This is a genomic window from Bacillus sp. TCT6, from assembly GCF_056033845.1.
The window spans coordinates 18,871-34,057 of record NZ_JBVYHX010000004.1 but is presented as its reverse complement, the minus strand read 5'-3'; the positions used below and the strand labels follow the sequence as shown (position 1 = coordinate 34,057).

The following is a 15,187-nucleotide window of genomic DNA, read 5'->3' as shown; positions in this document are numbered from 1 at the left end:
AGTGTTAATATTCTAAATAATCAAAGAAACAAAATATTTCACCATCAAAATATAATGTCTACTACGTTGAAACATATAACGATAGATTATAGCTCAACATGTATATACATATAGAACACCTGATTACCTATAAACAAATATTTATAATAGGTTTTATCTCCTTCTATAGCTACTTCAAGACATGGACATTATGACGTTACGAACAACACATTTAGGGAGGAACGAACAATGAAGAAAAAAGTTGTACCTGTTGTTGCATCTGTTTTAGGGGCAAGTCTATTACTAACTGCTTGCGGGGGAAATAAAGATAATGCAGGCGGAGCGAAAGCAAACGATAAAGTACCTGATAAACAAGCAATTAACTTATCATTCGCTTCAGAAATCCCAACAATGGATGTTGCAAAAGCAACGGATGGGGAATCCATGAATGTAATGCGCAATGTTTTTGAAGGTTTATATGCAATGGGAGAAGATAATAAACCGATTCCTGGTGTTGCTGAGTCGGTTGACATTAGTCCCGATAAAACAAAATATACATTCCATCTGCGTGATTCAAAATGGTCAAACGGTACTCCTGTTACAGCAAAGGACTTCGTCTTTGCTTGGCAACGTGCCGTAAATCCTGATACAGCAGCTGAATACGCATTCTTATTCTTCGATGTACAGAATGCGAAACAAATAAACCAAAAACAATTACCAATTGATCAACTAGGGGTCAAAGCTGTTGATGACAAAACGTTAGAAGTACAACTAGACCGTCCTGTTCCTTACTTCTTAAGCTTAACGACATTCTCAACATTCTTGCCAATTAATGAAGAGTACTTAAAGTCTCAGGGCGATAAATACGGTTTAGAAACAAATCATTTAATTTACAACGGTGCTTTCACATTAGATAACTGGAAACACGAACAAAGTTTCCAATTGAAGAAAAACCCTAACTATTGGGATGCTAAAACGGTAAAATTAGAAGAAATCAACTTCAATGTCGTTAAAGATAAGTCTACAGAAGTGAACTTATATGATTCAGGACAAATTGATCGCGTTGCTTTAACTGCAGAGTTTGTTGATAAATATAAGAGCGATCCAAACTTCAAGGAACGCGCTGAAGTCGGCATTCAATTCTTACGACTAAATCAGAAAAATGAAACATTAAAAAATCAACATGCACGCCTTGCTATTAACGGCGCAATGAATAAAAAGGCTTATGTAGAAACAATTTTAAATAACGGTGCTATTCCAGCTGAAGGAATGGTTCCTGCGAAATTTGCAAAAAGTCCAGAAGGCAATGACTTCCGTAAAGAAAATGGAAATCTAGTCAAGGATGATGTGAAAACAGCGAAAGAAAACTGGAAAAAAGCAAAACAAGAACTTGGTACTGACAAAGTAACAATCGAACTATTAACAAGTGACAATGCTTTAGCTAAAAAGACTGGTGAATATTTAAAAGGTGAGTTAGAAAAGAACTTAGATGGGTTAACAGTGAATTTAAAACCGCAACCACGTAAACAACAGTTGAAACTACTATTAAGTGGTGACTATGAAATTGGTATTGATGGCTGGGGCCCTGACTTCGCTGATCCAATTACATTCTTAGATTTATTTACAACAGATAGTGCTTATAACTTCGATAAATACTCTAACAAAGAGTACGATGAGCTCATTCATAAAGTGAAAACAGATTTAGCTGGCGATGAAAAAGCACGCTTTGAAGCAATGAAGCAAGCTGAAAAAATTCTATTACAAGACGGCGCTGTCGCTCCTTTATACCAACAAGGTCGTTCTTACTTACAACGCTCTTTCATTAAAGGACTTGTAACGACTGACTTCGGCGGTGAATTTAACTATAAGTGGACAGAAGTTGCAAAATAACAAAAGTAAAAGGTATCCTACGAAGGATACCTTTTACTTTTATACAACTTTAACTACAGAGCTTCCTCTTCCCTTTACCATTCCTTTTATAGCTAAAGTCGTCACTGCTACTAATTGTGTAACCAATACAATAACTAATAATGAAATAATATTTCTCTCTAAACTAACTCCTCCGAATATTATTGTATAATAGCCATTTGCTGCATATGTTGCTTGAAATAATTCACCGATCGTTTGATACGTTTTAGAAAGCATTTCAGTACCTCCTCACAACTTCAATTTACCATATACATACAAATCATTTTTGATTTAAATTGCGGATGAGCCCTTGTGACTGCAGGATAATAATTTATTTTCAACACATACATAATTACATGTTTTTGGGAAAAACTTGTATAGAACGAATTTACATAAGGAGGAATTTATAATGAGAATTCTACTATCAGTTTTATTAGCTCTTATGCTAGTACCTGCATTAACAGGATGTAAAGCCCCTGCAAAAGAAGACACAACTTCTAATAAAAAGACGACTGAAGAAGCAAAAAATGAGGCTCCTGCAGATTTAAAACTAAACTTTAATGAATTTAGTTTAGATGCAGACTATCAAGATACGAAGAAAGACTACGAAGCTGATTATAAGAATGTAGCCGCTGATAAGAAAATGGAAGCAAAGCTTGAAGACCATAAAACAAATGCAAAGTTTACAGGTGACGAGGCTATTACAAAATTAAGCCCACTTCTACAAGAATTAAAATTTGATAAAGATACTCCTGACCAAGAAGTAATCGATCAAGTAGTGAACGTGTTTAAACTTGATAAAGACTACCAAAAATTCGATTTAGAAGTTGTCTTCTCTGATGGAACGAAAAAAGAATATAAAAGAGAAATAAAATAAAGAAGTAGGCGATTGCCTACTTCTTTATTTTTGCATATCTTAAATCTGGTTTAGATCCAACATAATATTGAAGTCCAGATACCGTTTGTTTTTGTAAATAGGAATCCGACGGGAATATAATTGGAATTAATGGTGAATCTGTAAACATAATATCTTCCGCTTTATGCAATAAGTCAAAACGCTTATCTTCATTTTGTTCAACTTCTGCTTCCTTCACTAAAGCATCAAATTCTTTATTATGCCATTTTGCATAATTGTTTGGACCATCACCTGCATATAAATCTAATTTAGTAATTGGATCTAATAAAGAACCGCCCCATCCCATATAAGCCAATTGGAAATCACTTTGCTTATATGTGTCGATGTAACTCTTCCACTCTTTATTTTCTAATTTAATATCTACGCCAAGATTTTTCTTAAACATTTCTTGCATTGCTTCTGCTACTTTTTTATGTTGTGTATCTGTAGTGAATTTTAATGTTACTTCAGGTAATGTAGACCAGCCTTGTTCTTTCATGCCTTCTTCTAATAATTTTTTCGCTTCTGCTGGATCAAATTTAACGTAACCACCTTTTTCTTTACGGAAATCACGCCCACTTTGTGTTTTTGCTCCTTCTGGAACGAATGCATTTGCTTCTTGTGCATTGTTTTTATACAGTTTTTCAACAATAAACTTACGATCAACTGCTAATGAGAATGCTTTACGTACTTTCGCATTTGTGAATGGCTCTTTTTCTACGTTAAACGAATAAATATAAGATGAAAATCCTGCAACACGTTTATATTCTTTATTTCCTTTTTCTTTTTCAATCATTTCTTGCGGTAAACCGCTTAGTAAATCTAATTCTTTTGATTTATATAATTGGTACGCTGTTTTAGAATCTGGAATAATACGAAACTCAATTTCTTTTAATGTTACCTTTTTATCATAGTATTCTTTATTTTTTTGTACTGTAATAGCCTGATTATGCTTCCATTCTTTTAATGTGAATGGCCCGTTCGTAATTAACTCTTTTGGATCTGTTTTTAATTTATTATTATCATCAATCGACTTTTTAGCTAATGGAATAAATAATGAGCTTGCTAATTTCTGTTTAATAGAAGCAACTGGATGTTCAAGAGTTACCTTTAATGTTTGAGGATCAACGACTTGAATACCAACTTGTCCTTCTTCACCTTTTCCAGTATTGTATGCCTCTGCCCCTTTAATAAAATACATTTCTGTTGCATTCATAGAACCCGTTTTCGGATTCAATAATCGCTTCCATGCAAATTCAAAATCATTTGCTGTAATAGCAGAACCATCTGACCATTTAATATCTTTCTTTAAATGAATTGTATACTCAGTTCCATCAGCATTTACTTCTTCTTTCTCTGCTAATTCATTTTGATATTTCCCATCACTATCTTGCGTATATAAGCTTGAGAATAAATGTCCAATTACATAACCTGACGTGCTATCTGTCGCAATAGCGGAATCAAGTGTATATGGATCGCTACCAATATTCGTTACTAATCGATCTCCTTCTCCCTTACCAGCACTCGCCTTTTGCGTCTCTTTCTTACCGCAAGCGACAGAAGTAATTGCTAAAACAGTCATAATGACAAACAGTAAAAACTTCTTCATCCTACATTCTCCTTTAACCTGAAATTTTTGGTGTTGATGCCAATAGTGTTTTTGTATAAGAATGTTGTGGATTACAGAACACTTCGTCCGTATTTCCAAATTCAACAAGTTCTCCTTTATATAAGACAGCCACTTTTTCACATAAATAGTGAACCATCGGCAAATCATGTGCGATAAATAAATATGTATAGCCTTGTTCCTTTTGAATCTTTTGCAGCAGATGTACAATTTGAATTTGCAATGAAACATCTAATGCTGAAATTGGTTCATCAAGAATCAATACTTCTGGCTCACACAATAACGCTCTTGCAATAGCAATTCGTTGACGTTGTCCTCCGCTAAATTCGTGCGGATAGCGATCGATATATCGTCTATCTAATCCCACACGTTCTAGCGCATCACCTGCTACTTTATCCTTTAATCCTTTATCACCTAAACCGAATGAAATATAACCCTCCGTTACGCTATCGCGTACTTTCCAGCGCGGATTTAATGCTGCTGTGGAATCTTGAAAAATGAACTGTACTTTCTGTAAAAAATCTCGCCTATGAGCTGATTTCAGCTTGTGAACGACTTGACCGTTATAATCAATTTCACCAGACGTTGGACTCTCAATCCCTGCTATGAGCTTTCCAAGTGTTGTTTTTCCTGAACCACTTTCACCAATAATGCCAAGTGTTGTTCCTTTCGGAATAGAAAGTGATATGTCTTTTAACGCTGTGATTTCTTTACTTTTACTTCCATACGTTTTCGTTACTTGCTTTATAGTAATTAAATCTGTCGTCATGAGGCATTCACCTTCTCTTTTGATTTCGCTTTATTATGCTCTAGAACATGTTGCCAACAATGTGAACTATGCTCCTTAGAATATGTGGTTCTCTCTGGAAAACGATGAATACATTCTTTTATCGCTACTGGACAACGATTTACAAAAGGACAACCAAAGCTATTTAATGTTTCAATGGAAGGTGTCGTTCCTTCTATAGCACGTAATACCTTTTCGGAATCATCCATATTCGGAATTGCTTGTAATAAACTTTTCGTATATGGATGTTTAGGAGAACCTATTACCTCCTGTATCGTTCCTTTTTCAACAACACGTCCCCCGTACATAACAACTACTCGATCAGCTACTTCACGTACAAGTGCCAAATCATGTGTAATTAATAAAATACTCGTATTTTGTTTTTCTTTTCTTTCTTTTAATAGCCCCATAATTTTTTTCTGAATCGTTACATCTAACGCTGTTGTCGGCTCGTCTGCAATTACAAGCTTTGGGTGACAAGCAAACGCAATTGCTAAACAAATACGCTGCCTCATACCTCCGCTTAATTGATGTGGGTACTGTTCAAAGCGTTTCTCTGCTTCATGTATCCCTAAACCCGTTAACAAGTTAATCGCAATTTCCTTTGCTTCTCTTTTCGATTTTTTCCCATGTTGCAAAACTACTTCTGTAATTTGTTTGCCTACCTTCATCGTTGGGTTTAAAGATGAAAGCGGATCTTGAAATATAAAGGAAATATCTTTTCCGCGAATTTGATTCCATTCTGACTCTTGTAAATTCGTTAATTCATTTGCTTGGAAAGCTATATTTCCATCATCGATATGAATAGATTCTTGATTTAATCCGACAATAGATTGTGCTGTAACACTTTTTCCTGAACCACTTTCTCCTACAAGTGCAACGATTTCACCTTCATTAATAGAAAAGGAAACATGCTTCACAATTGCTTGCTTACTATTCTCTTTTTCAACGGTCAATGTTACGTTTTCTAAAGATAAGAGCTGTGCCATGTTTTTTCTCCTTTCGATTCCGTTTGACGATTTTTGGATCAATCGCATCTTGCAAACCATCACCAATTGCATTAAATGCGAACATAATGAGTGCAATCATGATTGCCGGGAAAAATAGCTGCCACCATTCTCCGCTCAATAATGTCCCGAGTGCATCATTCGTCATCGTCCCCCAACTTGCCGCTGGTGATTGTACTCCAAGTCCTATAAAGCTTAAAAATGATTCTGAAAAAATAGCTGCTGGAATTGTAAATGATAAATTTACGATAATAATCCCTGTTAAATTCGGAATTAAATGCCCATATATAATTTTCATATGTGATGTACCTAATCGCTCTGCTGCAATAACAAACTCTCTTTGTTTTAAAGACAATACTTGTGCTCGAATGAGACGAGCCATTCCAATCCATCCCGTTAATGCAAGAGCGATAATAATGGTGAAAAGACCTGGTTTCATAACAATTAATAGTAAAATAACAATTAATAAATATGGGATGCCGTATAATACTTCAATTCCTCTTATAATCCACTCATCAATTAACGTTCCAAGGCGATTACGCCCTCTCACATATCCACTAAATCCACCAATCAGTACACCAAGCCCTATATCGAGGGCAGCTGCTACTAATCCAACTGTTAGTGAAATCTTCCCACCAGCCCAAGTACGTGCCCAAATATCTCTCCCTAGATCATCTGTTCCAAACCAATGTTCACTACTCGGCGGTAAATTTGTTGCCTCTTTTACTTGTTCACTCGCAGTAAATGAAGTTAAACTTTCGCCAATAAGCGAGAAAACAATAATTAGCAATAACGTCACTGTTCCTAAAACTGCGATTGGATTCGATATAAACTTACGAAACACTTCTTTCTTTCTGCTAATTGTTTGCTGATTTTTATTTATCGTTAATTCTTTTTTCTCTTCTTTCGTTAATAACTGTTCATTAATCTCATAAGCTCCCATTTAAATATCCCCCCTCCTTATGTAATAGAACGAATACGCGGATCAACAATGCGATGAATAATATCTGTAATGAAAATACAAGCAATTAATAATGCACTATAGAAAATCGTTGTTCCCATAATCACCGGATAGTCTCGGTTAAAAATACTATCTACAAAATATTTTCCTAGGCCAGGAATTGAAAAGATTTTTTCAATAACGAAAGTCCCTGTTAAGAGTCCAGCCATTAACGGTCCAACAAATGTAAGTACTGGAACAATCGCATTTCGAAGAGCGTGTCTTATAATAATCTTCTTAATTGGTATACCTTTTGCTCTTGCTAGCTTAATATAATCACTCTGCAGTACTTCGATCATATTAGAACGAACAAACCTTGTAATAACTGCGATTGGCCCTAACGCTAATGCAAAGGATGGCAATACCGTATGTTCGAATGTTCCCCAAGAGGCTACTGGTAAAAACTCAAATTGGATAGCGAATACTTGTATAAATAGTGGTGCTAAAATAAAACTTGGAATAGAAATACCTAAAATTGCGAGCAAACTCACACTATAGTCAATTACTCTCCCATGATATAGAGCAGCAAATGTCCCTGCCGCAATTCCTACTAACAATGAAATAACAAGTGCTTGTAGACCAATAATTGCTGATGGACCAAAGCCAGTTGTTATAATTTCTGATACACCTTGCCCGGTTGATTGAACCGATTCACCAAAATCAAAATGAACTACACCGTCTAAATAAGCAACATATTGATTCCATAACGGTTCATCAAGGTGATACTTCGCTCTCATGTTTTGGATCACTTCTTCAGGAAAGATTTTTGCATCTGATGAAAATGGATCTCCCGGAATAATATGCATAATTAGAAATGTCACTGTCGTAATAACCCATAGTGTGAACACCATAACCGATAATTTTTTAATTACATACACTTCAATAACCCCCTAAACACATGAATTTACTTTGTTTTATGAATGTACTTTTTCCATTACTCCCTTTTCTCTTTTTAGAATACAAAAAGCCTTGATCTTAAAAAATAAGATCAAGGCTTAACAAAAAAAGGCCCATCACTTATCTTTCAAGACTTGCTTGCTGGAATTAGCACGGTGTTCCTATTACAGAACCCGCTGCTGAGGTGTCATAGGGCCAGTCCCTCTACCTCTCTGGATAAGTAAATTGCTATATTATTATTTGGTTCAAATTGTATATTTCGAATTATAATTCTGAAAAATTGAAAAGTCAATCGAATTGGATAAATTTAGAAAAATCAGTTTTTAATTCGTTTATCGAAATTACAGTTTTCGGCTTATCATAAAAAGAAATGATGTTAAAGGAGTTATAAGATGGACCCCTTACTTCTTGCTACTATAGGATTACCCTTAACAATCGTTATACTTGTCATCATCGGCTCCTATAAACTCTTTATTAAAAAGAAACATATTACTTCTTTTTATACTCCTTTCGATAATATTACCGGGCAAACTATTTCCGAATTTCACGAAGAACAGAAAATATTAGTATCTGAGGATGAAGACAGAGATGGCAAGAAGAAAAAATAACCTTGCACAGGCAAGGTTATTTTTTCGTTTCTGCTTGAAAACGTTTATAGTATGTCGATGCTGTTGCAAAGTTAATTTCTATATCACGAATCAACGATGAATCTTCTTCTTTAGCTAACTTCTGTAATTTTTTCATCGCTTGTTCTGATTCATTCAAGAAACCAACATATACCTCATGTTCTTGCTCTTTCGACTTCGGAACACGAATTTCTTTACGTATATGATCAATATCTTCTAACATGCTCGTTGTTACCTTTTGCACGTCTTCTTTATATGTTGCATTCGTTATTTCCTTACCGCCCTTTTCTTTTGCCACTTCAAATAACTGCAGTGCTTTATTAATTTCTTTATTCATTTTTATATCGTATTTTTCATGTACTGCAAGGTATTCTTTCATCTCTTCTGTTTGTTCAGTAGATTGCTCTACCTTTTCTTTCGGTTCTTTCGTATCTTTATTTCCATTACATCCTGCTAGAAGGATCATACTTCCCATTACAGCAATACCCAAAACCTTCTTCATCTCTTCTTCTCCTTTTATCTACAGCTATTACTCATTATAGTTTCTTTTATCTCCACTTGTTATTATACCGAGAACGCCCTACTTTTTACACTTAAGACGACATCGTAATATATATACCAACATGTTTGTCACAGTATCGTCACTTTATACAAATAACTTTTGCAATGCTTTACTACATCACCTTACAAAACTGTAAGCACACATAAAGAACAAACCATGCTAGACTTACATATGCATAACGCAAACATATGTAAGGTTTTAAGGAGAATCATCTATGTACAACACAATGCCTTTTATGGGAGAAGATATTCGTGTCCTTATTCGCGAAAAATCACTTCATATCGAAAATACAGAGAGCCTTCGCCGCGTATTAAAGAAGAAGCATGCTCCATTTAAGTTAGCTCAATATTTAAAACAACAACATACAAATCAATTTCATACCGTGCTAAATATATCGGATAAATCATTAACAATCGAAATCATCGGTCATGTCTACATTGGAAACTTTGCAGATACCTTAAAGGAAATCCCACGTATACCGAAGATTGCTCCTATTATCGTTAAAAAAGCGTATAAAATTACTGACCATACCGATATTATCGACTGTGGGGAAAAAGAAGTCGATAGTAATCGCTGGGTGTGGGATAAACTTGCTGTTTTATATGATACGATCATGAATAATATGTATGAGGTATTTCAAAGAAATGAAAAAAAGAACTGATTCAAACATTCCCTTTGAATCAGTTCTTTTTTGTTAAGCCTCTAAATTTTGTCTTTGTTGCAGTTCAAACTGCTTCTCACTTCTTCTGGCCATAAATAGATAACATAATACTGCCCCTACTTCACAAAGCGCAATAACAACACCCATCGGTAACGCTGTATTACTCCCACCAATACCTACTAGCGGAGCGACAAGCGCTCCTGAAATGAACTGTAATAAGCCTAATAAAGCTGACGCTGTTCCTGCAGCTTGCTTCTGATTTCTCATCGCTAATGAGAACCCAGTTGTTGATACAACCCCGACACTTGATACAACAAGGAATAACGAACATAAAACACCGATTAAACCTATTCCTAGTACGATTGTCAGTAGTAAAGATAGGCCACCAACAGCTGCGATAATAATACCAGCAACAAATAATGTCTTCTCATTCACTTTCCCCGCTAAACGACCCGTTACCTGACTAGCAATAATAATACCGATGCCGTTAATCGCAAAGAATAAACTAAATTGCTGTGGTGATGCTCCGTATATGTTCTGCAACACAAATGGTGAGCCCGAAATGTATGCAAACATTGCCGCTGTTACTAATCCTTGTGACAATGCATATCCCATAAACAGACGGTCCTTTAACAATTTTCCGTACGTCGCCAAAGTCCCTGACAAACCACCCGTTTCTCTTTCTTCAGGAGGTAATGTTTCACGCAATACAAAAGTAGCTGAGATTAACATGAATACGCTAATTGCTCCAAGAACGATGAAAACACCGCGCCACGTTGTAAACTGTAATAATTGCCCCCCAATAATCGGTGCCAAAATAGGTGCTGCTCCGTTTACTAACATAAGCAGTGAGAAAAACTTCGTCATTTCAGAACCTGAGTACATATCACGTACCATCGCACGTGATATAACAATCCCGGCTGATCCTGAAGCTCCTTGTAGGAAGCGCAATAACACTAATGTCCAAATAGATGGCGCAACAGCACAAAGTAAAGAAGAAGCAACATAAATAATAAGAGCAATAATAAGTGGTTTGCGTCTTCCGTAAATATCACTAATTGAGCCAACAAATAATTGTCCTACTGACAGCCCAAGCAGACAAGCTGTTAATGTAAGCTGCGCTAGGGATGCACCTGTTTGCAAGTCATCCGTTAACTTCGGTAATGAAGGCAAATACATATCAATAGATAATGGCCCAATCGCCGTAAGTGTTCCTAATACAAGAATCATCCATAACCTGTTTGCCTTTACAGGTTTATATATTTCGTGATTAACTTCATTCACTTTTTCAATTCACCCTTTCCTATACACACTGAATCGTAACAATTATAGTTACATCATAAACATACGTCAAGTACAGCGCATTTTCCTCTTTCATAATGTAAAAAAAGCGATAGAAATTCTATCGCTTTACTTTTTCACATTGCTATTCGTAAATTTAGATACTGAGGCCATCGTCTCTCCTGTATCTAAATATGTAATTTGAATTGGGTCTCCTACTTCTGTAAACATAGCATACGGGAATTTCTTCACCGGTATCATAAATACCTTTTGTTCATTCTCTAAAAGTACGTACACGATTGTATTTTCACCTGATTTCTCTTTATATACACGTTGTACAATACCTTCTTTTTGCGCTTCTTTTCCTGTTGAGGTTGGTCTAAAGGTATCACCATTACCGTTCATTACGTTTTTATAATTCTCAAGCGCTTCTTTCTGCGAAGAACCTGTCGCAAATATTTTTGCATTAGCAGCATATACAACTGTATGTGCACGTACTAGGCCTCCATCATCAACAACCGGAATAATCCAAGCTGGTTTACCGTATACGTTATAAATGACAGGCATTGTCCCATGCCATTTCTCTCTCTTAAAGGAATTATCCACTACTTCTGTAGCTGCTGAACCATCCATAATCCCCTTCACTTCTTTTCCATTATAGTAATATAGCTTGCCTGTGCGTGCATCTACTAATGAATAGCCTAGGGCTGAATCTACTCCTTCTTTTGGAGAAGTAAAGTCTGTAAAATAATATAGTGTTCCATCTTTACCAAAGATCGGGGTCACGCCTTCTTTCGTTCCCCACTCAGTCGGAATCTTCATATCAGTTTGCGAGAATTTCGTATTCCAAAATCCGTGAATATATTTACCAAAGTACGTATTTAACGTAGATGCAGTCTCATGATTTAATACACCATCAACAAATTTAGGTGCCTTTCCTTTATCATACCTTTTCACTTCACCTGTTTGTGCGTCTACTACGACAACACCCTCTACCTCAAATCCAGATCTTCCTGAAATAAATTCACCATACGTCATTGTATAATATGGTTTCCCTTTATCATCAACCTCAAATTTAGGTTTTCCTTTAAAGATTAAATCTGGTTCTGCTTGCCTTACCACACGCTCTAAATTATTACCAAAAAACATGCTTGGCACATATTTCATTTTATAACCGAGGTGCAGTTTCGCTTCCGCATCAGGATTTGTACCTGACATCGTTACATACCCTGGAATTGTCTCAGCTTTACGCGCTTTAAAAAATCCTGAAACTTCAATCGGCGCTACATATAAAGCTTCGCCGTTTACCATTTGTGGCGTTAATTCTCCTAGCTCAAAATAAGCTACTTTCGGAATATCACCAAATACTTTTTTCATCTTATTCTCCGCTGTCTTTGGCGGCACTGTAAACGGCTGGTCATTTTCAGTAAATGGCTCTGAAATATCTTTCTCTACCTTAACAACAGAATCATATTTCTTTTGCGAGATTACTATATCGTGCAAATAACCAAAGTAACCGTAACTTGCGAGTAAAATAAACATTAGAAGTCCTTTTAACGTACCTTCTAATTTACCTATTTGATCTTGTGAAAATAAAACAAGCCCAATTAAAATTGCTACTGCAACAGAATAATGAGTAAGAATCGAATCTACTCGATCATCAATTAGCCAAAAGTATTCATAGATTGCAATACCTATCCAAAATAAAACAGGAATAACTAAAATAGATGATTTCTTACCCTTTACAACCTTCTTATCTCCCTTCTTATCCACTGCTCGAAGCTTACTACTACTTCTTGTCCATGGAATCAAAAACAAAGTAAGAATAGCTAAAACTACAAATTTCATCAAAGGCACTGTCCCCTTTTCTTTTGTATTCCCTTTTAGTATAACAAATAAAGGGTATTAAGGTGAAAATAGGAATAGTTATATTTTTTTACTACTTAATACAATCCCGCTTACTACATATAGAATAGATGCAATATAAAAAATTGTACCAATCGTAAAGAAATCTACTAAATATCCCGTGGCAATAACCGCTACTGCTCCGCCAATGGATGTCCACACATGGTATTTTCCAATCTCATAACCAGCCTTTTCCTGCGCAACCTTTCGTGCTAACGAAGTCTTCTCAGTATTACGCTGCACAGCACCTAAAACTCCCATTACAATTTGAAGAAGATACACATGCCATACTTCCGTGGCAATCGGAAAACAAAGCATTAAGATTGCCATGGACCAAGCGTATATTATTAATAATTTTTTATCACCTACTTGATCAGATACCTTTCCCACTAGTGGATATACAAGTGCTGATGTTAAAGCAAATAAGCCATACGCCCAGCCAAATTGCGAGAAGCTATTTCCAACGTTTCGAAGCAATAATATATAAAAAGGAAATACCATACTTCCTGCCATCATGATGATACTTTGCGAAGCTACAAATCTTCTATATGTCATTTCGTATACTCCCTATAAAATAAATTCACAAATCTCTCTTCTGAATCTACTTCCTTCTTTTTCTTGAGAAATTCTTCAATACGAGGATATGCCTTCTTTAACTGCTCTTTCGTTGGATAAGAATAATACGGCAAATAGTAACTACCGTTATGCTTTAAAGTAACATCAATCATCTTCCGAATGACATCTTCTGTTTTCTTTATCTCACTATCTGAGCGTCCCTGGTTAATTAAAAGAACCAGCGCAAACATATCATCTTTCGCATAGGACAAAACTGCATTTTCATTCTTTTCCACGTAACGAATCGTAATGTTGAGCAAATTAAACTCTTCTTCATTTAATACGTTACGTAAATCATCTATATACTCCGTGAAAGCATCTATAGGCACAAAGTATTCTTGTAACACTTCGGTCCTATTTGGATTTTCATATTCCATAAAAGCACTATCTGATCTCATAACATTATTACGCGTCTCATACTTTCCATCTGTACGTTCAAAATAACCTCTTTGTATATTCCAAAATGTATTCTTTCCCCAATCACTATAACGTGATAACCCAAGTAAAAATTTCGGTGCAGCTATAATATTTTCTTCCTTTAATTCACTGTACTCTTCTCTCATATTTTGATTTTGTGCCAAAGTATAATCTGTCACATACATCTCTTTTAAAAATGAATTTGGAGCAACAGAAATACGTGCTAAGTGCATACGAACATTCTCATCTCTTTTCACTTTCTCTTTGAAATAAGATGCGTATTCTTTATAATCTATCATTCTCGTGTGCATTTCATATAATTCATCATCTGTTAACTTCAGCGTCACATCTAAAATAACTCCAAATAAACCGTAACCACCAATGACATATGGAAATAACGCTGCATTTTCTTCTCTACTTACATTACGTACCGTGCCATCTGCCATTAACAATCTAAATGACTCTATTGTATCAATCAGTGCCTCATGACGAATATCACGACCGTGTACATTTACACTTAATGAACCACCAACAGTAAAAATATTTTGAGACTGCATGACCTGTACCGCAAGGCCATATGGATTTATTTTCTTCTGAATATCATTCCACGTGACACCACTTTGAACTGTAATCCGCTTCTTCTCTGGATCAAATTCTAATATTTTATTATATCCTTTCATATCGAGCATCGTACCATTCGGATAATATGTCTGTCCTCCTTGGCTATGTTGCATACCTGCAATGGAAATTTTCTCTCCTGAAACTTTTGCATCTCGCACTAATTTTATTAACGAGTGCTCTTCCGTAGCACTTTCAACTCGTTTTATTTTTGTCGGAAGCAATTTACCTACATCACTCATAATAGGATGATCAATTTGTTTTTTATACGTATGTACAGACGTTGCAAGCAAAACCGTATATGCCGCAATGACCACTGCTATCTTTCTTTTTTTCAAAGGACACTCTCCTTATTAGCAACAAAAAGAGATACCCGTTCTTTCAGGTACCTCTCTTGACAGT

At 35.6% G+C, this 15,187-nt stretch carries 15 protein-coding genes and 1 riboswitch; of the genes, 4 read left to right on the top strand and 11 right to left on the bottom strand.

What is annotated here, in order from left to right:
• The first annotated feature begins 228 nt into the window (after window positions 1-228).
• A complete protein-coding gene (locus AC0ONG_RS29790; protein WP_000731063.1) occupies window positions 229-1,869 on the top strand; it encodes a peptide ABC transporter substrate-binding protein in 1,641 nt (546 codons plus the stop codon).
• A 39-nt stretch (window positions 1,870-1,908) separates the two neighbouring features.
• Here AC0ONG_RS29790 and AC0ONG_RS29785 read toward each other — a convergent pair whose 3' ends face one another.
• The gene (locus tag AC0ONG_RS29785) at window positions 1,909-2,124 is read right to left on the bottom strand and encodes a hypothetical protein (protein WP_000949587.1); all 216 of its coding nucleotides are present in this window, start codon (window positions 2,122-2,124) and stop codon (window positions 1,909-1,911) included.
• A gap of 172 nt (window positions 2,125-2,296) precedes the next feature.
• Here AC0ONG_RS29785 and AC0ONG_RS29780 point away from each other — a divergent pair, with 172 nt between their 5' ends.
• Window positions 2,297-2,764: a YusW family protein gene (locus AC0ONG_RS29780; protein WP_001221557.1), complete on the top strand. Its 468-nt coding sequence runs from the start codon at window positions 2,297-2,299 to the stop codon at window positions 2,762-2,764.
• A gap of 16 nt (window positions 2,765-2,780) precedes the next feature.
• Here the strand turns inward: AC0ONG_RS29780 and AC0ONG_RS29775 are convergent, their stop codons facing one another.
• Genes AC0ONG_RS29775 through AC0ONG_RS29755 form a run of 5 tightly spaced genes read right to left on the bottom strand, consistent with a single transcriptional unit; the run spans window position 2,781 to window position 8,081 of the window.
• Window positions 2,781-4,391 carry a peptide ABC transporter substrate-binding protein gene (locus AC0ONG_RS29775; RefSeq protein ID WP_000714110.1) on the bottom strand — a complete coding sequence of 537 codons (1,611 nt, stop codon included), beginning with the start codon at window positions 4,389-4,391 and terminating at the stop codon, window positions 2,781-2,783.
• A 13-nt stretch (window positions 4,392-4,404) separates the two neighbouring features.
• Window positions 4,405-5,178 (bottom strand): ABC transporter ATP-binding protein, encoded by a 774-nt coding sequence (locus tag AC0ONG_RS29770; protein ID WP_000205646.1) that lies wholly within the window; start codon window positions 5,176-5,178, stop codon window positions 4,405-4,407.
• Window positions 5,175-6,185 (bottom strand): ABC transporter ATP-binding protein, encoded by a 1,011-nt coding sequence (locus tag AC0ONG_RS29765; RefSeq protein ID WP_136996855.1) that lies wholly within the window; start codon window positions 6,183-6,185, stop codon window positions 5,175-5,177. Before AC0ONG_RS29765 ends, AC0ONG_RS29770 begins: the two co-directional genes overlap by 4 nt.
• The gene (locus tag AC0ONG_RS29760) at window positions 6,142-7,146 is read right to left on the bottom strand and encodes an ABC transporter permease (RefSeq protein WP_000501537.1); all 1,005 of its coding nucleotides are present in this window, start codon (window positions 7,144-7,146) and stop codon (window positions 6,142-6,144) included. Before AC0ONG_RS29760 ends, AC0ONG_RS29765 begins: the two co-directional genes overlap by 44 nt.
• A 17-nt stretch (window positions 7,147-7,163) precedes the next feature.
• Entirely contained in the window at window positions 7,164-8,081 is a 918-nt protein-coding gene (locus AC0ONG_RS29755; protein WP_000289326.1) for an ABC transporter permease, read from the bottom strand.
• 136 nt (window positions 8,082-8,217) lie between these two features.
• Window positions 8,218-8,323: riboswitch (SAM riboswitch) on the bottom strand.
• Window positions 8,324-8,492: 169 nt separating this feature from the next.
• Between AC0ONG_RS29755 and AC0ONG_RS29750 the strand changes: the two genes are divergently transcribed.
• Window positions 8,493-8,708: a DUF3951 domain-containing protein gene (locus AC0ONG_RS29750; protein WP_127725542.1), complete on the top strand. Its 216-nt coding sequence runs from the start codon at window positions 8,493-8,495 to the stop codon at window positions 8,706-8,708.
• 16 nt (window positions 8,709-8,724) lie between these two features.
• On the opposite strand, the gene AC0ONG_RS29745 is transcribed toward AC0ONG_RS29750, so the two are convergent.
• A complete protein-coding gene (locus AC0ONG_RS29745; protein ID WP_000756523.1) occupies window positions 8,725-9,228 on the bottom strand; it encodes a hypothetical protein in 504 nt (167 codons plus the stop codon).
• A 274-nt stretch (window positions 9,229-9,502) separates the two neighbouring features.
• Between AC0ONG_RS29745 and AC0ONG_RS29740 the strand changes: the two genes are divergently transcribed.
• Window positions 9,503-9,949, top strand: coding sequence for a hypothetical protein (locus AC0ONG_RS29740; RefSeq protein ID WP_000282869.1), 447 nt, complete (start codon window positions 9,503-9,505; stop codon window positions 9,947-9,949).
• 33 nt (window positions 9,950-9,982) lie between these two features.
• On the opposite strand, the gene AC0ONG_RS29735 is transcribed toward AC0ONG_RS29740, so the two are convergent.
• The 4 genes from AC0ONG_RS29735 to AC0ONG_RS29720 all read right to left on the bottom strand — a co-directional run bounded on the left by AC0ONG_RS29735 (window position 9,983) and on the right by AC0ONG_RS29720 (window position 15,123).
• Window positions 9,983-11,242, bottom strand: a complete 1,260-nt coding sequence (locus AC0ONG_RS29735) for a multidrug effflux MFS transporter (protein ID WP_223266695.1) — start codon at window positions 11,240-11,242, stop codon at window positions 9,983-9,985.
• Window positions 11,243-11,359: 117 nt separating this feature from the next.
• Window positions 11,360-13,078 (bottom strand): DUF3981 domain-containing protein, encoded by a 1,719-nt coding sequence (locus tag AC0ONG_RS29730; RefSeq protein WP_000674042.1) that lies wholly within the window; start codon window positions 13,076-13,078, stop codon window positions 11,360-11,362.
• 78 nt (window positions 13,079-13,156) lie between these two features.
• Complete coding sequence (locus AC0ONG_RS29725) at window positions 13,157-13,690, bottom strand: MFS transporter (protein ID WP_000222368.1); 534 nt, start codon at window positions 13,688-13,690, stop codon at window positions 13,157-13,159.
• Window positions 13,687-15,123 (bottom strand): FAD-binding oxidoreductase, encoded by a 1,437-nt coding sequence (locus AC0ONG_RS29720; protein WP_000746278.1) that lies wholly within the window; start codon window positions 15,121-15,123, stop codon window positions 13,687-13,689. The genes AC0ONG_RS29725 and AC0ONG_RS29720 overlap by 4 nt, the downstream gene beginning before the upstream one ends.
• Window positions 15,124-15,187: the final 64 nt, after the last annotated feature.